Source organism: Epilithonimonas sp., assembly GCF_056329745.1.
Genome location: NZ_JBWEYV010000004.1, coordinates 125,552 through 144,272 on the forward strand (window position 1 = coordinate 125,552; position 18,721 = coordinate 144,272).

The 18,721-nt window shown below is 39.2% G+C and carries 17 protein-coding genes; 9 read left to right on the plus strand and 8 right to left on the minus strand.

All coding sequences use genetic code 11. The annotated features are described in order from the left end of the window. Positions 1-16: 16 nt before the first annotated feature. The 8 genes from AC00Y6_RS04815 to AC00Y6_RS04850 all read right to left on the minus strand — a co-directional run bounded on the left by AC00Y6_RS04815 (position 17) and on the right by AC00Y6_RS04850 (position 10,049). Entirely contained in the window at positions 17-397 is a 381-nt protein-coding gene (locus AC00Y6_RS04815) for a TraR/DksA family transcriptional regulator (RefSeq protein WP_474489539.1), read from the minus strand. A 156-nt stretch (positions 398-553) separates the two neighbouring features. Beyond that, a complete protein-coding gene (gene ileS, locus AC00Y6_RS04820) occupies positions 554-4,054 on the minus strand; it encodes an isoleucine--tRNA ligase (RefSeq protein WP_474489483.1) in 3,501 nt (1,166 codons plus the stop codon). Between the two features lie 203 nt (positions 4,055-4,257). Further along, the gene (glmM, locus tag AC00Y6_RS04825; RefSeq protein ID WP_474489484.1) at positions 4,258-5,640 is read right to left on the minus strand and encodes a phosphoglucosamine mutase; all 1,383 of its coding nucleotides are present in this window, start codon (positions 5,638-5,640) and stop codon (positions 4,258-4,260) included. A gap of 84 nt (positions 5,641-5,724) precedes the next feature. After that, entirely contained in the window at positions 5,725-5,868 is a 144-nt protein-coding gene (locus tag AC00Y6_RS04830; RefSeq protein WP_474489485.1) for a FeoB-associated Cys-rich membrane protein, read from the minus strand. A gap of 9 nt (positions 5,869-5,877) precedes the next feature. After that, a complete protein-coding gene (gene feoB, locus AC00Y6_RS04835; RefSeq protein WP_474489486.1) occupies positions 5,878-7,905 on the minus strand; it encodes a ferrous iron transport protein B in 2,028 nt (675 codons plus the stop codon). Between the two features lie 48 nt (positions 7,906-7,953). Then, positions 7,954-8,208, minus strand: a complete 255-nt coding sequence (locus AC00Y6_RS04840; RefSeq protein WP_474489487.1) for a FeoA family protein — start codon at positions 8,206-8,208, stop codon at positions 7,954-7,956. 109 nt (positions 8,209-8,317) lie between these two features. Next, the gene (locus AC00Y6_RS04845) at positions 8,318-9,235 is read right to left on the minus strand and encodes a GLPGLI family protein (protein ID WP_474489488.1); all 918 of its coding nucleotides are present in this window, start codon (positions 9,233-9,235) and stop codon (positions 8,318-8,320) included. A gap of 61 nt (positions 9,236-9,296) precedes the next feature. Then, a complete protein-coding gene (locus tag AC00Y6_RS04850) occupies positions 9,297-10,049 on the minus strand; it encodes a Rossmann-like and DUF2520 domain-containing protein (protein WP_474489489.1) in 753 nt (250 codons plus the stop codon). A gap of 154 nt (positions 10,050-10,203) precedes the next feature. On the opposite strand from AC00Y6_RS04850, the gene AC00Y6_RS04855 reads away from it, so the two are divergent. The 9 genes from AC00Y6_RS04855 (at position 10,204) to AC00Y6_RS04895 (ending at position 18,695) form a co-directional block, all read left to right on the plus strand. Then, a complete protein-coding gene (locus tag AC00Y6_RS04855) occupies positions 10,204-10,761 on the plus strand; it encodes an RNA polymerase sigma factor (protein WP_474489490.1) in 558 nt (185 codons plus the stop codon). 19 nt (positions 10,762-10,780) lie between these two features. Continuing rightward, positions 10,781-11,371 (plus strand): hypothetical protein, encoded by a 591-nt coding sequence (locus AC00Y6_RS04860; RefSeq protein WP_474489491.1) that lies wholly within the window; start codon positions 10,781-10,783, stop codon positions 11,369-11,371. 20 nt (positions 11,372-11,391) lie between these two features. Continuing rightward, positions 11,392-11,994, plus strand: coding sequence for a hypothetical protein (locus tag AC00Y6_RS04865; RefSeq protein ID WP_474489492.1), 603 nt, complete (start codon positions 11,392-11,394; stop codon positions 11,992-11,994). A 130-nt stretch (positions 11,995-12,124) separates the two neighbouring features. Beyond that, entirely contained in the window at positions 12,125-14,266 is a 2,142-nt protein-coding gene (locus AC00Y6_RS04870; protein ID WP_474489493.1) for a peptidylprolyl isomerase, read from the plus strand. Between the two features lie 120 nt (positions 14,267-14,386). After that, positions 14,387-15,340 (plus strand): MlaD family protein, encoded by a 954-nt coding sequence (locus AC00Y6_RS04875; protein WP_474489494.1) that lies wholly within the window; start codon positions 14,387-14,389, stop codon positions 15,338-15,340. Between the two features lie 2 nt (positions 15,341-15,342). Beyond that, positions 15,343-16,665 carry a 4Fe-4S dicluster domain-containing protein gene (locus AC00Y6_RS04880; protein WP_474489495.1) on the plus strand — a complete coding sequence of 441 codons (1,323 nt, stop codon included), beginning with the start codon at positions 15,343-15,345 and terminating at the stop codon, positions 16,663-16,665. An 84-nt stretch (positions 16,666-16,749) separates the two neighbouring features. After that, positions 16,750-17,535 (plus strand): (Fe-S)-binding protein, encoded by a 786-nt coding sequence (locus tag AC00Y6_RS04885; protein WP_474489496.1) that lies wholly within the window; start codon positions 16,750-16,752, stop codon positions 17,533-17,535. 105 nt (positions 17,536-17,640) lie between these two features. Beyond that, the gene (locus AC00Y6_RS04890; protein ID WP_474489497.1) at positions 17,641-18,129 is read left to right on the plus strand and encodes a hypothetical protein; all 489 of its coding nucleotides are present in this window, start codon (positions 17,641-17,643) and stop codon (positions 18,127-18,129) included. Between the two features lie 62 nt (positions 18,130-18,191). Next, complete coding sequence (locus tag AC00Y6_RS04895) at positions 18,192-18,695, plus strand: hypothetical protein (RefSeq protein ID WP_474489498.1); 504 nt, start codon at positions 18,192-18,194, stop codon at positions 18,693-18,695. Positions 18,696-18,721 lie beyond the last annotated feature (26 nt).

An 18,721-nucleotide genomic window follows, 5' to 3' on the forward strand; every position in this document is an offset into this window, starting at 1 on the left:
ATACGTCTTGTAAAATTTAGCGTTGCATATTCTTAGCCTCGATACTTAGTGTAGCATGCGGTACGGCTTTCAACCTTTCTTTTGGGATTAGTTTTCCAGTAACCCTGCAGACGCCATAGGTTTTGTTCTCGATGCGGATAAGTGCATGTCTAAGATCACGCAAAAACTTTTCCTGTCTGGATGCCAGGATTGCATTTTGTTCCTTGCTCAGCGTTTCTGCACCTTCTTCAAAAGCTTTGAATGTAGGTGATGTATCATCCGTGCCATTATTTTGGTTATTGATGAAGCTTTCTTTTATCAAGCCAAGATCATTTTCTGCCTTTGAGATTTTATCCTGAATGAGTTTTTTGAATTCTTGTAATTCTGAGTCGCTATATCGTAGTTTTTCTTCTGCCATTTTCAGCGTGTTATTTGGGTTCAACTTTTATTAATTTTTCAGCGTGAAGTTTGCTCACAACTTTTGTTTTTATAATCAACAAGAATAAAGATAAAATTTGAAATAATTCAGCTAAAATGTTCTATTCACATATTGTTAACAGAAAAGAAATCTTACTTATTTTTTCTCAATTTTTACTTTGAATTTTTCTTCATCTATCTCTATTTCGTCAAAATTTGAGAGTGAATTTACAAATTCTATTTCACCCGACAATACTTCCGCAGAAATATAATCGTCATTGTTAATAATTTCCTCTTTAAACGGGCAGGATTCTTCCAGCTGGATTGATATTCTGTCCGTTAGTTCAAAATCTTTATCTTTTCTAAGGTTCTGCACACGGTTGATAAACTCCCTTGCAACCCCTTCGGATTTTAATTCCTCGGTGAGTGTCAAATCTAATGCCACAGTTACTTTGCCTTCGCTGGCAACCGTCCATCCCGGGATGTCTTTTGTAGATATTTCTACATCATCCGTCGTGATTTCGTATCCTGAAACTTCTGCTTTTCCGGTTTTTTCCAGTGCTGCGATCTGCTCCGTTCCAAAATTAGAAATCGCCGCAGCCACCGTTTTCATATCTTTCCCAAGACGCGAGCCCAAGGCTTTGAAGTTAGGTTTGATCTGTTTTACAATCAAGTGAGAAGCTTCTTCGGCATTGATTAATTGAAGTTCTTTTACATTCACTTCCTGCTTGATGAGTTCTGCAACAGCTAAGATCTGAGCCTCTGTTTTCTTGTCCAGAACCGGGATCATTACTTTTTGCAACGGCTGGCGAACTTTTATATTTTCTTTTTTCCTTAAAGAAAATACCATCGACGTGATTTGCTGAGCCAGATGTGTTTTCTCAACCAAATCCTCGTCAATCAGGCTTTCGTTTGCTACTGGGAAATCGGTCAGGTGAACAGAATTCACCAAATCTTTGCCGGTCACTTGATTAAGATCCTGGAATAATTGATCCATGAAGAACGGCGCAATCGGCGCAGACAGTTTGGCAACTGTTTCCAGGCAAGTGTACAAGGTTTGATAGGCGGATATCTTGTCTTCGGAATAATCGCCTTTCCAGAAACGCCTTCTGCAAAGCCTTACATACCAGTTTGACAGGTTGTCATTAACAAAAGTATTAATCGCTCTTGCTGCTTTTGTCGGTTCATAATCTTCGTAGAAGGATTTAACTTCTTTGATTAATAGGTTGAGTTCAGACAAAATCCAGCGGTCTATTTCCGGACGGTTTTTTACATTGTTTTCCAGATATTTAAACCCATCTACATTGGCATACAACGCAAAGAATGAATAGGTGTTATAAAGTGTCCCGAAGAATTTTCTTCGGACTTCATCAATCCCTTCGATGTCAAACTTCAGGTTTTCCCAAGGATTGGCGTTGGAAATCATGTACCAGCGTGTGGCATCCGGGCCATACACAGCCAAAGTCTCAAACGGATCGACGGCATTGCCAAGGCGTTTGGACATCTTTTGCCCGTTTTTGTCCAGAACCAAACCGTTGGAAACCACATTTTTGTAGGCTACAGAATCGAAAACGGCCGTTCCTATGGCGTGCAGCGTATAGAACCATCCACGCGTCTGGTCAACACCTTCGGCGATAAAATCTGCCGGGAAGGCTTTTCTGTCGTCAATCAGCTCTTTATTTTCAAAAGGGTAATGAAGTTGTGCATATGGCATCGAGCCAGAGTCAAACCAAACATCAATAAGGTCGCTCTCCCGCTTCATTTCTTTCCCCGAATCCGACACCAAGATGATTTTGTCCACAAAGTTTTTGTGAAGGTCAATCAGGTTATAATTCTCTTCTGCCATATTTCCGGGTTCAAATCCTTTAAATGGATTCTCTTTCATAAAACCTGCAGCGATGGATTTTTCTATTTCGTTATAGATTTCTTCTACAGAACCAATGATTTTTTCTTCTTTAAGATCCTCAGTTCTCCAGATAGGCAACGGGATTCCCCAATATCTGGATCGGGAAAGATTCCAGTCGTTCACATTTTCCAGCCAATTGGCAAAACGGCCTTCCCCAGTAGCTTTTGGTTTCCAGTTTATGCTTTTATTGAGTTCTACCAAGCGGTCTTTTACGGCAGTCATTTTCACAAACCAAGAGTCGAGTGGATAGTAGAGCACTGGTTTGTCTGTCCTCCAACAATGTGGGTAGCTGTGGACATATTTTTCAACTTTGAAGGCTTTATTCTCCTCTTTTAGCTGGATGGCCAAATGCACATCCCATGATTTTTCCGGAGCAGTACCATCATCGTAATATTCGTTTTTGATGTATTTGCCAGAGAATACTTCCGGAACATTTTTGCCGCGGATAAATTTCCCCTGAAGGTCAACCAACGGAACAAGATTGTCATTTTCGTCTTTTACCAACATCGGCGGAATGCCGGCTTCTTTGGCCACGCGCGCGTCGTCTGCACCAAAGGTTGGTGCGGTGTGTACGATCCCTGTTCCGTCTTCTGTGGTCACGAAATCTCCCGGAATCACGCGGAAAGCATCTTCGGGATTTTCAGCAGGAAGGAACCAAGGGACAAGTTGTTTGTATTTTATGCCAACCAGATCCGCACCCTTAAATTCTTTTAAAACCTGGTAAGGAATGGTTTTGCTTTCAGCCGAATAGTTTTTAAAATCCTCATCTGTACCTTCTGTAAATTTTTTACCCAATTGTTTTGCGATCAATGGTTTGCCCAGGATCACGTAGATTGGTTCAAAAGTATATTGGTTAAAGGTTTTGATCAACGCATAATCGATATCTTTCCCAACGGTAAGTGCCGTGTTGGATGGCAGCGTCCATGGTGTAGTTGTCCATGCCAGGAAGTAAACTTTTGGCTGGTATTCTTCCTTATCAAACTCTGCCCAGTGCAAAGCGCCACCACAAGTTGCACCTGCTATTTCGTCGGTATTGATTGCGCTATTCGGGTAAGCAATAGAGGATAAGAATTTCCAGGTCTCGCTGGCATTTTCTGGTGCTTTTCCAATCTCAAACTGAGCCACAACCGTCGTGTCAGAAACATCGCGGTAAGTTCCAGGCTGGTTAAGCTCGTGCGAGGATAATCCTGTTCCGGCTTTGGGAGAATAAGGCTGTATGGTGTAACCTTTGTAAAGCAAATCTTTGGTATATAATTGCTTCAACAGCCACCAAACCGTCTCCATATATTTAGGCTGATAGGTGATATACGGATGTTCCAGATCTACCCAGTATCCGATTTTTTCGGTAAGGTTGTTCCAGACATCGGTGTAGCGCATCACGGCGTTTTTACAGGCCTCGTTGTATTCTTCTATTGTGATTTTTTTGCCAATATCTTCTTTAGTAATGCCAAGTTCTTTTTCCACGCCCAATTCTACAGGCAAGCCATGCGTGTCCCAGCCGGCTTTTCGGAAAACCTGTTTCCCGTTCTGTGTCTGGAAACGGCAGAAAATATCCTTAATCGACCGTGCCATCACGTGGTGGATGCCCGGCATACCGTTGGCGGAAGGTGGTCCTTCGTAAAAAACATATTCCGGCTGGCCTTCGCGGATCTGTACCGATTTTTTGAAGGTGTCATTGGTTTTCCAGAATTCTGCGATCTTTTCTGCGGTTTGAGTAAGGTTGAGTGTTTTATATTCTGCGAACTTATTCATTTTCAATGTATAAAAAAGTGTTTTTTATCAATTAAGAATGCGAATTTAGTGAAAATAAGCGAAAAAACGGTTAGTTTGCCGTCGGATATTAGTTGGATGTCAAGGTATTAATCTTTAGAACCTTCCTTAAAAAAGATAATCCGCAATCTTTGCTAAAAAAGCAGCGGATCACGGATTATTAGATGGATTGTTTGATGTAGATTCTAGATCAGACTTCTGATTTTGGTAATCATATCATCACCCAGCTGGTCGGCTTCTGCCTGGGAAAATGCTTCGGTATAGATACGGATAATCGGTTCTGTATTTGATTTTCTGAGGTGTACCCAATTGTTCGCAAAATCAATTTTCACACCGTCAACAGTAGAAATCTCTTCATCTCTATATTCCTCTTTTACTTTTAGAAGTAAGTTGTCAACATTAATGCCTGGCGTTAATTCAATTTTCTTTTTGCCCATAAAGTAAGAAGGATATCCTGCTCTAAGTTCAGAAACTGTTTTGTTTTCTTTGGCCAAATGCGTTAAAAATAAAGCAACACCTACCAAAGAATCCCTGCCATAATGCAGGTCCGGGTAGATAATTCCACCATTGCCTTCACCACCGATAACGGCATGTTTTTCTTTCATTAAGTTAACCACATTCACTTCGCCAACGGCACTTGCAAAATAATCTGAATGATGGGTTTTTGCCACATCTCGCAAAGCCCGGCTGGATGATAGGTTGGATACTGCAACTCCATTTTTAAGGCCTAAAAGGTAATCTGCAACAGCTACCAAAGTGTATTCTTCGCCAAACATTTCGCCTTTTTCATCGATGAAAGCCAGCCTGTCTACATCGGGATCTACTACGATTCCCAAATCGGCACCTTCTTTTTTTACCAACGCGCAAATATCACCAAGATGCTCCTTCAAAGGTTCTGGGTTGTGAGGGAATTGTCCGTTGGGTTCGCAATATAATTTGATGACTTCTACGCCTAATTTTTCCAAAAGCATGGGGATGGCAAGGCCTCCTGTTGAGTTGACGGCGTCCAAAACCACTTTAAATTTCTTAGCTTTTATCGCCTCAGCATCTACTGCAGGCAGAGCCAAAATCTTTTGGATATGGATATCAAACGCATCATATCGGGTTTCATATTTACCAAGATCATCCACATCGGCATAGTTAAAATCTTCACTTTCTGCCAAAGCCAGCACTTCGGCGCCATTTTCTCCGGTGATAAATTCGCCTTTGTCATTCAGTAATTTTAGGGCATTCCATTGTTTTGGGTTGTGGGATGCCGTTAGGATTATACCACCGTCAGCTTTCAATTCGGGAACCATAATTTCCACGGTTGGCGTGGTAGAAAGCCCTAAGTCAACAACGTTGATTCCCAAGCCCTGCAATGTTGCAGTAACCAGTGAGGAAACCATCGGGCCAGAAATTCTGGCGTCCCGGCCGATAACTAAGGTTAGATCTTTTTTATTCTTATTATTCTGAAGCCATGTTCCGAATGCCGAAGCAAACTTCACTACATCCAGTGGCGTAAGATTGTCGTTGACTTTGCCGCCAATGGTTCCCCGGATCCCGGAGATTGATTTTATTAATGACATTTTCTTATATTAAGGTTGAGCAAAAATACAATAATCCCTCTTTCTTAAAAAAATAAAAGTGCTCTGATGAACACTTTTATTTTTTTAAGAACACCCACAATCTGGGCCGCAGTTTTTGCCTTTGTTTTTTTTGGAGAATGTTTTTGACAGTTTTCTTACAAGCGCATACACCGCAGCTAGCACGATGGCGCCAACAATAACATATTGTATAAGTAATGAATTATCCATTTTGAAAATTTATTTCAGGATTTGATACACAATTAACGCCGAAAAGTATGCCAAAAACGTCATAGATATGGTTTGTAACAAGGTCCATTTCAAACTTTTGGTTTCTCTATAAACTACGGCAATAGTGGAGATGCACTGCATGGCAAATGCATAGAAAATCAAAATCGAAACGCCTGTGGCAAAGCTGAAAACTTTATCGCCATTCGGTTTTACGTCTAAGCGCATTTTTTCAATTAATTTTCCTTCGGGGGCTTCATCATCCAGGCTGTAAAGTGTGGATAAAGTTCCTACAAAAACTTCGCGCGCGGCAAAACTTGTGAGGATCCCAATTCCCATTTTCCAATCGTAGCCGAGGGGGGCAATCGCTGGTTCCATTTTCCTTCCTATTCTTCCTAGGTAAGAATGATCCAGTGACGAGTTAGTTGCTAGGATCTCGTTTTTATGTTGTGGGGGACCAAAATAGCTTAGCGCCCACAGGATAATACTTACTGTGAAAATCACCTTGCCAGCACCGGAAATGAATTCCCATACTTTTCGCAGTACCAGTTTGAAATCGTAACCAAATAATGGCATTTTGTAAGTTGGCAGATCCATCACTAGAAAGCTTTTGATCTTGGTTTTGATGATATTCTTTAGGATTAAAGAAGAAACCAAAGCCATCAAAAAGCCGAGAAGGTACATGATCATCAATGCAATTGCCCGATACTTGATGCCAAAAAAATTCTCATCGGGAATAATCAATCCGATAATGATACTGTAGATTGGCAGTCTTGCAGAGCACGTCATAAAAGGTGTTACAAGAATAGTGATAAGCCGTTCTTTTACGTTTTCTATATTTCTGGTGGACATGATGGCTGGAATGGCACATGCTGTTCCCGATACCAGTGGTACAATACTTTTTCCGTTCAGCCCAAATGGTCGCAGAAGCCTATCCATCAGGAAAACAACCCTTGCCATGTAGCCGGAATCCTCCAGTAAATAAAGGAAATATAGTAAAATACCTATTTGTGGTGCAAAAACCATAATGCCGCCGATTCCTGGAATGATCCCATTGGATATGAGTGAGTTGATTGGCCCATCGGGAAGGTATTCCCCAGAAAATGCGGATAGCCATGTGAAGAAATCTTCTATCCAGGCCATTGGGTACTCTGCCAAGAAAAAGACACTTTGGAAGATTAATAACAAAATTAACAGAAAAACAGCATAGCCCCAGAATTGATGAACCAGAATTTTGTCTAGTTTTTCCGTTAATAATTCCTTGAGTTGCGGTTTTTTCTCCGTTATTTCGGATGTGATTTTGTCGATGTTTTGATATCGCCTTACAGTCTCGGTAATTTGAAGGCGCTTGGGAACGCTGCATTTGGAATCCTCTTGGCTGATAATTTGGTGAATATTACTAATCTTTCCCAGATAGGTATCTGCCGCTAGCAGCGTCCAAATTTTATACAGGTTTTTCTCGGATGTGTTGGAGGATATTTTATATACTATTGATTTCTGCTCCAATGGAATCTCGAAGGAATTGGTTTCAGAAATTTTGAACTCATTGTTATAAACCGCTTCTCTGATTTTGTCTATCCCAATGCTTTGTTTAGCATTGGTTTCAAAAACCGGAGTGTGGAGCAATAGAGCCAATTTTGCGGTATCGATCTTAATACCACGCTTTTCGGCTTCGTCAACTTGGTTAACAACCATTATGGTTGGGATGCCAAGATCCTGAATCTGCTGGAAAAGCAGCAAGCTCCGCCTCATATTGATGGCATCTGCTATGTACACAACGCCAGAATAATTTTCCTGAATAAGAAACCGCGAAAAAATAGCTTCGTCCTCAGAAGTTGGATAGATGCTGTAAGAGCCGGGAAGGTCTATTACTTCTACCGCCTCATTGTTATAAGTATAATTACCAGAATGGCTGGCTACGGTTACACCGGCGTAATTACCTGTTTTCTGTTTTTTGTTACAAAGGATATTGAAGAGGGTGGACTTTCCCACATTGGGATTCCCTACCAATAATATTTGCTTGTTTCTCTTGTCCTGCATGGTTTCCCGCATTTTGATTCGCCAATTCTAGGGCGACATTCATCATACCTATTTGTGCACTTGTACTTGGATGAATCTTGCTTCAGCTTCTCTAAGGGCAATTCTGGTTTTTTCCAGACCATACTCTACATATAAAGGACCACCAAAAGGGGCTTGGTAAAGCACGCGGAAACTGGTTTCCGGCAGTAATCCCATTTCTATAATTTTAGTTGGCATTGTAAGGTTATCATTATCGTAACCAACTATTTTTCCCATTTCATTTTTGGGAAAACAACAGAGCTTATCGATGTTATTTTTTTGCAAGACTAAATGTTTTTGGAGTACAAATATAGCTTATTTTAAATAAATCTAAATAAGATATTTATCACAAAAAAACTCCCGGGGAATTATTCTCCGGGAGTTATGTGGTTTTTTATTCTTTTATTTTGCCTAGGTTTTCAACTTTGCCAACATTTAGTTTTTTATCCACTTCTATTGGGTTGTCATTAGCATTGAAAAAGTCCTTTGCTATTTTTTCCTGATCTTTCATCATTTCGCCAATGGTCTTGTCACTGCCCGGCATTTTCATAGACATCATATTCTGTGGTACCTGCGCACGCCATTCTGCCATTGGATCTTGTTTGAAAGCCGTATATGCCTTGTCAAATTTGTCTTTAGCGATTATCTTTTTCTCATTACTTCCCATGCCATATTTTGCATTGATCTCTTCTGCATAAGAAAATTCCTTCCAATCCTTGATGACTTTGTTTCCGGATAATACCCAAGAATAGTTTTTGTCCTGATCTTCAATTTTAACAATCAGTCCAGGTAAGCCATAAAACTTGTACGGCCCGTCTTGGAAAGGGATATCTGTTGTAAACCAGGCGTTCCATGTTCTTCCTCCAAATGTGGTAGTAGCTTTCTGGGTATTGTATGTTCCAATCTTCTCTTTATCAGAAAGGATTTTCCAGTCAAATTTTATTTTTTCTTCATAAGCAAAAAGATTTCGGCTGATTCTATCCACATACTGTTCTGTCATATCTGGATAGATTTTGTAAATCTTGAAAGAAAATTTGGGCATTTTTATAGATTTTGACAAATCCTTCCAAGCCTTTGTTTTTTCCATTTCTTCCACAGCCGTCTTAATAATAGAATCCTGCGCTGCCATCGTAAAATCCTGATAGATTGATTTGTCTTTTGCAATGTCAAGAGCTGTCATCACTTTATCTATTTTTGCAGAATCTTTTTTTGGTTTGAAGCTAAGTTCGTAAAAAAACCGGTTAGCAGTTTCCTGTGCCGATGCCATTAATCCTAGTAGTAAAATAGGTAGGATGATTAATTTTTTGAGCATTTTCATAATATCTTAATTTTTATTGATGTAGAATTAGTTGAAGATTTGTAAAATTGTTACACTATGGCTGATACATTTTTTTAATTGATTCATTCATCAGTTGATAGATTTTCATATGTTCTTCATCAGTTATCAATTTCTCGTGCAGTTTCAGGATTCGGTCGTCGCCTCTCACAGCCGGACCAGTTTGAGCCGATTTGGGGTCGAGATGATGGATTTTCTCAACCGTTTCGTCTATTAATGGAAGAAAGTAATTGAAATTTAAATCCTGAGAATCCGATATTTCTTTGGCTCTGGCAAAAAGATGGTTCACAAAGTTGCAGGCAAATACTGCCGTGAGATGGATGTATTTTCTTTTCTCATAATCCGAAATTTCTACATAATCCGAAATAATAGATGCTAACTCCATCAATGATTTTTCATCAATCTGATGTTCCGCCTCCACAAAGAATGGAATTTTGGAATAATCCAGCTTTTTCGATTTGGAAAAAGTTTGCAAAGGATAAAAACTAGCTTTTCTGTAATTACCTTTCAGTATTTCAATAGGAAGCGAGCCAGAAGTGTGAACAACGAGCGCTTTTTCATTTTTAATTAATTCAGAAACATTTTCTATAGCGGAGTCGGAGACAGCAATAATATAAAGTTCAGCATCTGCCAAAATATCTGTAGAATAAGGAATGCCGAGTTCTTGGGAAATATGGGATAGATTTTGCTCATTACGCCCAAATAGCTGAACAAGTTCCAGATGGTTTTGTTGAAAGGCTTTTGCCAGATGATATGCCACATTGCCCGAGCCGATGATAACTGTTTTCATAGTGCAAAGATAATTGTTTTCGAGATTTTTGGGTTCCTTAAGATTACTTGCCAATCATTTATGGAGGCTTAAAAATGGAAAAACTAAAAATAGAAAATTCAAAAAATAATTTAACTTTGATCTTTATTTTTAATCCAAACACCGAAACATCTGAATGAAGCTCAAGGATGAGGACATTGTAAAGTTCCTGACGGCACCTCAAACCGTGGAGAAAGGACTGCGCGCGATGATGGATGCTTACCAGAGCAGGTTGTACTGGCATATCAGGCGGTTAATTATAGATCAAGATCAGGCTCAGGATGTTTTGCAGGATACATTTATCAAGGCGTATCAGAATATTCATCAGTTCAAGAGTGACAGCAAGCTCTATACCTGGCTCTACAGGATTGCGACCAACGAAGCTTTGCAGCAACTCAACAAAATGAACCGAATGAAAAAGACCGATGAAGATGCAGAATATTATCTTCAAAATCTTGTAGCCGATAATGCAGGACAAGACGCCGAGGAGATCCAGGTTCTTTTGCAAAAGGCGATACATACGCTGCCAGAAAAACAGAAGTTGGTTTTCAATATGCGGTATTACGATGATTTGCCTTATGAAGAAATTTCCAAAATCCTGGATATGTCTGTAGGAACGTTAAAAACAAATTATCACTACGCCAAAGATAAAGTAGAACAATATATAAAGGATAATTACTCAGACGAGTTTTAGAATAAAAAATATAAAAGTTATGCAAATCGATATAGAAAAACTAAACAGAAAAACACCATATCCGGAACCTGAGGATTCTTTTTTTCAGGCACTTCAGGATCGGGTGGTATCTAAAACGATGAATTCAGGCAGTCAAACCGAGCTTGTCCCTAAGAATAAGGCAACCAAAATTTTCGCGCTTAATTTCCAATGGATGGCTGCAGCGGCGCTTGTTTTGATAGCAGGGATTACAGCTTTTTTTGGATTTACAAACGATCCCGAGGTTCAATTGACAACACAGCAGGCGATTGTTGATAGTACGTATGAAGTGGAAATGCCAACCAGTAAATCTCCAACAGCTTTGGCAGAAAACCACATAGATTCTAATAAAAAAGAGCTGCCATCTGCAGTCAATATCGTAAAAAATCATCCAACATCGGTCGGAAATGAAAATGTGTCAGCAATGCCTCAAAAATCCATTCAAAATCAGGATCGTCAGGATTATGCTGTGGTACCGGGCAAAAGATCAGATTCCGACGTTGAGAGAGTATTAGCTGCCTTTACACCCGATCAAATCAAGGATTTGGATAAGAATAGTGAGCAGGATGTTTATCTAGATCTTTATAATTAATAACAGTAAACAGGATAGAAATGAAAAAGTTGTTATTACATATATTGCTGTTGAGCACATTCGGATTTCAGTGGGCAAATGCTCAAGTCAGGAGAACGGATAATTCAGCGTCCCGTGCCAATACATCACCTTCTGCATCTGCTTTTCGTAATAATTCTACATCCTCACTGGCTCCCGCAGGTACTTATCAACAACAGAATCTCCCAAGTAATACAGATTGGCGTAGTATGGATATGGATGAGCGACGACAGGTAGTGAGCAATATGTCTCCCAGAGAACGATCCGCTTTTTTGCAGAAAATGAAGGCCAATATTGTAGTAAACGATATTAATGTGCCTGCAGACAAACAGGACACTTTTAAGAGGTTATATGCAGATTATCAGAATAGTCAGAAGCAGATTAAGGAGAAGTTTCATCCGGATAAAAATATAGACCAGTTGAGTGACCAAGATGCCTTGTTAAAACTTAATCAAAGTTTTGATGTCGGTCAGCAATTGTTAGATAATAGAAAAGCTTTTTCTGATCAATTTTTAAAAATTTTGACGCCACAACAGGTGCTTAAAATTTTCCAGACGGAAGGTAAAATGCGCGACAAAATGTTGGATAAAAAAAACGATAAGTAAATAGAAAACCTCTTGATTTAAGAGGTTTTTTTGGTTTTAGATCACACATTAACAAATGTTTCTAAATAATTTTTCCTATTCTGTTAAAAATATGTATTTTCGCAGACTGATTATAAACACTTAATATAAAATGGCAATTTTAGGCGAAATTAGAAAAAGATCGTGGCTGCTGGTAGGCGTTATTGCGTTGGCACTATTAGCTTTCCTTGTGAATCCGGATACTATAGACAAAGTTTTTGGTAAAAATCCGAATATCATGGGAAAAGTGAATGGCGAGGAAATTACCCGAGATGAGCTTAACGACCAGATCTTTATTTTGCAACAACAGGCCCAGCAACAGGGACAGCCTGCAAAAGGTTTGGAAGAGCAGGCGTGGCAGATTCTTGTACAGTCCAAATTGATCAAGCAACAGTTTGAGAAAATGGGTCTTAAGTTGACTGATGATGTGTTCTGGAGCCAGTTACAATACGATCCTATTTTTGCTCAAAATCAACAATATTTTGATGAAAAAGGCAACTTTAAGCTTCAGGAAATCAAAAGCGAAATAGAAAAAGCACAAACTGCCAATCCTGAGAATTATGCTTTCTGGTTAAAAAACAGAAAGGCAATCGAATACAGAATGATGGCTAGGATGTTGTTTAGCAACGTAACGTCAGGTATCACTACTAGCAAAAAAGAGGCTGAACTGATGATCAAGTTCCGTGATGAGATGGCTAATATCGATTTTGTAAAAGTGGATTATCTGGAGTTCTCCAAAAAGAACAATGTAAAGGTAACGACTCAGGATCTTGCAGACTATATCAAACTCCACCCAACAAGGTTTAAGGCAACAGCCAGCCGAAATATTGCTTATGCCTATTTTCCGGCAACACCAAGTCCTCAGGATGATGCAGCTACTTTGAATGAAATCAACAAACTTTATCTAAAAGGAACGGATGCTTCTAACGGAGCAGAGAATTTTCAGAATACAAAAAACGATTCCATGTTTGTGGAATTGAACTCTGATGTACCATTTATTCCTCAGTATGTAAGTCTTAACCAAATTCCTCAGGAACTTAAAGATAAAATTGCTACTGCTGCAATCGGCCAGACATTTGGTCCATATAAAGAACAAAACTTATATGTGGTATCTAAGTTGTTGGATAAAAAAGCATCCGATTCTACATTGTCCAAGCATATTTTGATTGCTTACAAGGGGGCAGAGCGTTCTACTGCTACCAGAACAAAAGAGGCGGCAAAGAAAACAGCAGATAGTTTACTAGCAGTTATTAAGGCTAATCCTGCAAAATTTGCAGAAGGCCTAAAATTGTCTGATGAACCTAATGCCGTAGAAAGAAACGGAAGTGTAGGCTGGACCACGCCTTCTTCTCCATTTGCTCCGGGTTACCTTAAGTTTTTAGCCGATAATGCTAAAGGAACTACAGGTCTTGCAGAAACATCTTTTGGTTATCATATCATCAATATAGAAGATAAGAAAACAGGTGCAATGGGCTATAAGATTGCGCATCTTGCAAAAAATATCAAAGCATCTGATAAAACTGAAAATAAAGTCCTCACTCAGGCTACAAGATTTATTCAGCAGACCGAGGGCAAAAGTTTTAACCAGTTCAAAAACCTGGCTGAAAAAAGCAAGTATATTTTCAACAATGCAAAAGCGGTTGGCAGATTCCAGGGTACACTCCCAGGACTTAATACAGACAAAGATTCAGACATTATTACTTGGGCTTTTGACAAAAAGCGATCTGTTGGTGATACTGACATCTTCACAGTAGAAGGTTCTGGTGACAGGATTGTTGCTTATGTAGTAGGCAAACAGGACGAAGGTCTTGCTGATCCAGAAACTGTAAGGGATCAGATTGAGCCAATTGTTAAAAATAAGCTCTTGGCTAAGAAAATTACTGAAAAGATCAATGCTGGAAAATACACATCGCTAGATCAGGCTGCAAAAGCTTTTGGTACAAGTAAAGCCAGCGCAACAGTTAATCTGTTCAACCCTGGTATAAACGGTGCGATGGAGCCAAAAGTTGCAGGTGCTGCATTTGGAGTGGCTGCAAACAAACTGTCTCAGCCAATAGAAGGTATGACGGGCGTTTACTTGGTAGTTAAAAAATCTGTAACAACCAACAAGTTGCCAGGTGGTATCAAGCAGATTATGCAGGCTATCACACAGCAGAATTCTCAGCAGTTTACCGGGGCTCTTCTTAAGAGTCTTCAGGATAATGCGACGATTAAGGATTATCGAATTGAAGTTTGGGATAAAGCTCAAAAATAATTTAGAAATCTTCTCTTAAAACAACAAAAGCGGCATAATTGTCGCTTTTGTTGTTTTTTTATTTATAATAATTATAAGAGCAATATTCTTATATTTGCTAACTAGTAAAACAACAAAAACGTGAAGTTAAGTAAAGAATTAAAAGCAGGTTTGATCGCAATTTTTGCCATTATCAGTTTCGTGATATTATATCAGTTTATGAAGGGTAAAAATCTTTTTACGACAGACAATGTTTTTTATGCAAAATATGACAATGTAGAAGGTCTGGCAGTTTCTAACCCGGTCTCTATTAATGGTCTGAAGGTAGGGCAGGTAGATGAAATCAAGCCCATGACAACCAAAGACGGGAAGCTGCATTTTGTTGTAAAGGTTACAATCGATGATACCTTCGAGTTTTCTAAACAGTCTACAGTAGAAATCTTCGAACCTGGGTTAATGTCTGGCAAGGAGATGAAAATTAATCTTTTCTATGGTGGCGAAACAGCCAAAGATGGTGATACGCTAAAGGGTAGTTACCAGCTGTCTATGCTTAATTCCTTATCATCACAGGTGAAACCGGTAAAAGACCAACTCTCAGGCGTTCTTCTGAAACTTGATTCAACACTGGCAAGTACCAACAAGATTGTGGATGAGCAAAACAGGAGAGAAATTAAACTTCTTTTAGCAAACCTTAATAAAACAATCGAAACTTTTAAATCTACAGCTGACAGGACAAATGCTATCTTGGCAGGTAACGAAGCCGGATTACATAATGTGGTAGATAATGCCAATAAGACTTTGATTACAGCTAACAAGACCCTTGATAAATATGGCGCGGTGGCAGAAAATGTGGATATCAATAAACTTAATGGCACTATTGATCAGTTTAACCAAACTGCTAATAAACTCAATAACGTTATTTCCGGCATACAAAACGGCGAAGGTTCTCTTGGTAAATTGACCAAAGATGATGAACTTTACAATAATCTAACAAAAACGACAAACAGTCTCAACCAGCTGATTGAAGATCTAAAAGCTAACCCGAAGAGATATGTTAATTTCTCCGTTTTTGGTAAAAATGCAGATAAAAAGTAGGTATGCAATATATTGACAATGTCATTTTTTTAATTCTTCTCGTTGCAGGTTTTGGGCTGTTTGCCAAAAGCCTTGTCGAGTTGTACCGCAATATTCGTCTAGGACAAAAGATTGACCGTACCGATAAAAAAGCAGAGCGCTGGGCTACAATGGCAAGAGTCGCACTTGGGCAAAGCAAAATGGTGAAAAAGCCTATTGCCGGCGTTCTTCACATCTTTGTTTACGTTGGCTTCGTCATTATCAATATAGAGTTATTAGAAATCATTGTTGATGGTATTTTTGGTACACACCGATTTTTGCAAAGTATTTTCGGGGAAACTTTTTATGCCTTTTTTACAGGTACATTGGAGGTGTTGGCATCCTTGGTAGTCTTTGCGGTTGTTGTGTTTTTTATCAGGAGAAATTTCTATGGCGTCAAGAGATTGACGATGAAAGAATTGTTTGGATGGCCAAAACGCGATGCCAATTGGATCCTGATTATAGAATTTGCCCTGATGGTGGCATTTTTCACGATGAATGGTGCCGATTATTATGCAGATTCTGCGCGTTTTGCTTCTAATTTTCCAATCTCAAAACACCTGTTTCCTTTCTTTGGGAATCTAAGTTTAGAAACTCTTCACATCATTGAAAAATCGGCGTGGTGGTTTCACTTTGTAGGGATTTTGTTCTTTATGAATTATCTCTATTATTCCAAGCACCTGCACATCATTTTGGCTTTTCCAAATACTTGGTTTGCGAATCTTGAGAAAAAAGGAAAGTTTAATAACCTGGAATCGGTCACCAAGGAAATCAAGCTGATGATGGATCCCAATGCAGATCCTTACGCAGCACCGGCAGAAGGTACCGCTGAAGAAGCAGCTTCAAAATTTGGGGCAGAAGATATTTTTGATCTGAGCCAGGTTCAGTTGCTCAATGCCTATTCTTGTACCGAATGCGGAAGATGCACTGCCGAATGCCCTGCTAATATCACAGGCAAGAAACTCTCGCCAAGATTGATTATGATGAAGACGAGAGACCGTCTAGAAGAAGTAGGCAGGAATATCAATAAAAACAAAGGTAAATTTGTGGATGACGGGAAAAAACTTCTCAACGATTATATCACAAAAGAAGAACTTTGGGCCTGTACCACCTGCAACGCTTGTGTAGAAGCTTGCCCAGTCCTTATTGATCCTTTGTCTATTATTTTCGAGATGAGACGGTTTTTGGTGATGGAGCAATCTGCTGCGCCACAGGAACTCAACCTGATGATGACGAATGTCGAGAATAATGCCGCTCCTTGGCAATACAATCAGGCAGATCGTTTGAATTGGGCAAATGATAACTAATATAACAATGTAATAATCTACCAATGTAACAATTGTTGATCAAATTGATAAACTGTTACATTGATTATTTGGTAAATTATAAAAATGGATTTTAAGATTAAAACAATGGCAGAATATGCGATGGAAGGCAAATCTCCCGAAGTTCTCTTCTGGGTAGGCTGTGCCGGAAGTTTCGATGACCGTGCGAAGAAGATTACGCGCGCTTTCTGCAAAATCCTTAATAAAATTAATGTAGAATTTGCGGTCTTGGGTCAGGAAGAGTCCTGTACAGGCGATCCTGCAAAACGTGCCGGGAACGAGTTTGTATTCCAAATGATGGCATTGACCAATATTGAGGTGCTTAATGCCTACAATGTCAAAAAGATAGTAACGGCCTGCCCGCACTGTTTCAATACTTTGAAAAACGAATATCCTAGCCTTGGCGGAAATTATGAGGTGATGCACCATACGCAATTTCTGAAACAACTGATGGAAGAAGGCCGTTTGAAAATAGAAGGTGGAAGTTTCAAAGGGAAAAAAATTACCTTTCACGATCCTTGTTATCTTGGCCGTGGCAATGATGAGTACGAAGCACCAAGAATGCTTCTCGAAAAACTTGATGCGGAACTCGTTGAGATGAAACGTTGCAAAACCAACGGACTATGTTGCGGAGCAGGCGGTGCGCAAATGTTTAAAGAACCCGAAAAAGGGAATAAAGATATTAACATAGAAAGGACCGAGGAAGCGCTGTCTTTTCAGCCCAAAGTGATTGCTACAGGCTGCCCTTTCTGTAATACAATGATGACGGATGGTGTGAAACATTTTAACAAAAATACCGAAGTGGAAGTCAAAGATATTGTAGAACTGTTGGCAGAAGCAGAAGATTTGTAAATCAATAATATTTAGTAAATAAAAACCTCAGAATTTCTGGGGTTTTTTGTTGAATTGATTTAGATAAAAAATGCGTAATTTTATATCTCGAAAATTATTATCAAAATGAAAATTGAAGAATCTAATATTGTTGAGACCAACGATTACAGAGTGATTATATATCCCGCATCCCGCCCTTTTACCGCGAAGGAAAGTAAGACTATTGCGGAAAAATTATATGATTTTTTAGGCGGTTGGGCTGCTCACGGCAAACCACTGTCTTCGTCGTTTAAGATAGAGAAAAATCAGTTCATCGTTATTTGTGTAGATGAGGAAAAAGAAGCCGCATCTGGTTGCAGTATTGATGCTTTAGGCAAAATCATGCGTGAGCTGGATACGGAGTTCAGACTTGGTTTTTTTGATCGAATGAAAGCCAGTTTTGTGGAAAACGGCGAGGTCAAAACACTCAAACTTTCCGAGTTTAAAAATAAAATTAGGAATGGTGAGTTATCTAAAGACATCGAGGTTTTTGACTTTTCAAAAAATACATATCTTGATTTCCTAAGTCATTTTCTTCAACCATTCAGCCGAAGTTGGGCATCGTCTCTCGCTTAATTATTCGTGGCAAAATTGATTAAATCAGTGGTCATAAAGCTTAAGTTTTTATCTTTGTAAAGATGAAAGTCAGATTATCCATTATTGTAGCCGGCTTAATGCTCCTGTTTTCTTGTCAACGAGATAGTGAAGATGTGCAAGCAATAGATCAGGTGCTGAAAATGTATGTGCGAAGTAGCAACGGGCAGGACTTGCTTAATAACCGTATCAAAGGATCTTATACATCTGTAAGTATGCTTGATTTATTAGGTAAAACGGCTCTTGTCTCTTTTTCGGGATATAGCCTTTTAAAAGATTCTGATACAATAACTTATATTGATTATGCCGCTGGCGCAGTGCGTTTGAAAAGGGATTCTTTGAGTCCGGAGTACAAGACGTATTATTCTAAATTCATTATCAGATATTCAAAAACTGTAAATACGCAAACAGTGACGGATGATGATACAATAGAGATTAATTACAAATGGACACCGTCGCTTTTTGAACTGTCAACACTTAAATATAACGACCAGTTGAAATTTACAAAAGTGCCCGGGCAGCCTAATGTAGTCAATATCGTTAAATAAAATCCTTAAATTTGCAATGCGTTGGG

What these genes read in the sequence shown, in the direction of transcription:
- AC00Y6_RS04855 (WP_474489490.1), top strand. Translation starts at nt 10,204, where the DNA reads ATGAAGCTCAAGGATGAGGACATTGTAAAGTTCCTGACGGCACCTCAA.
- AC00Y6_RS04815 (WP_474489539.1), bottom strand. Translation starts at nt 397, where the DNA reads ATGGCAGAAGAAAAACTACGATATAGCGACTCAGAATTACAAGAATTC.
- AC00Y6_RS04850 (WP_474489489.1), bottom strand. Translation starts at nt 10,049, where the DNA reads ATGAAAACAGTTATCATCGGCTCGGGCAATGTGGCATATCATCTGGCA.
- AC00Y6_RS04845 (WP_474489488.1), bottom strand. Translation starts at nt 9,235, where the DNA reads ATGCTCAAAAAATTAATCATCCTACCTATTTTACTACTAGGATTAATG.
- AC00Y6_RS04870 (WP_474489493.1), top strand. Translation starts at nt 12,125, where the DNA reads ATGGCAATTTTAGGCGAAATTAGAAAAAGATCGTGGCTGCTGGTAGGC.
- AC00Y6_RS04885 (WP_474489496.1), top strand. Translation starts at nt 16,750, where the DNA reads ATGGATTTTAAGATTAAAACAATGGCAGAATATGCGATGGAAGGCAAA.
- AC00Y6_RS04895 (WP_474489498.1), top strand. Translation starts at nt 18,192, where the DNA reads ATGAAAGTCAGATTATCCATTATTGTAGCCGGCTTAATGCTCCTGTTT.
- AC00Y6_RS04830 (WP_474489485.1), bottom strand. Translation starts at nt 5,868, where the DNA reads ATGGATAATTCATTACTTATACAATATGTTATTGTTGGCGCCATCGTG.
- AC00Y6_RS04880 (WP_474489495.1), top strand. Translation starts at nt 15,343, where the DNA reads ATGCAATATATTGACAATGTCATTTTTTTAATTCTTCTCGTTGCAGGT.
- AC00Y6_RS04865 (WP_474489492.1), top strand. Translation starts at nt 11,392, where the DNA reads ATGAAAAAGTTGTTATTACATATATTGCTGTTGAGCACATTCGGATTT.
- glmM (WP_474489484.1), bottom strand. Translation starts at nt 5,640, where the DNA reads ATGTCATTAATAAAATCAATCTCCGGGATCCGGGGAACCATTGGCGGC.
- feoB (WP_474489486.1), bottom strand. Translation starts at nt 7,905, where the DNA reads ATGCAGGACAAGAGAAACAAGCAAATATTATTGGTAGGGAATCCCAAT.
- ileS (WP_474489483.1), bottom strand. Translation starts at nt 4,054, where the DNA reads ATGAATAAGTTCGCAGAATATAAAACACTCAACCTTACTCAAACCGCA.
- AC00Y6_RS04890 (WP_474489497.1), top strand. Translation starts at nt 17,641, where the DNA reads ATGAAAATTGAAGAATCTAATATTGTTGAGACCAACGATTACAGAGTG.
- AC00Y6_RS04860 (WP_474489491.1), top strand. Translation starts at nt 10,781, where the DNA reads ATGCAAATCGATATAGAAAAACTAAACAGAAAAACACCATATCCGGAA.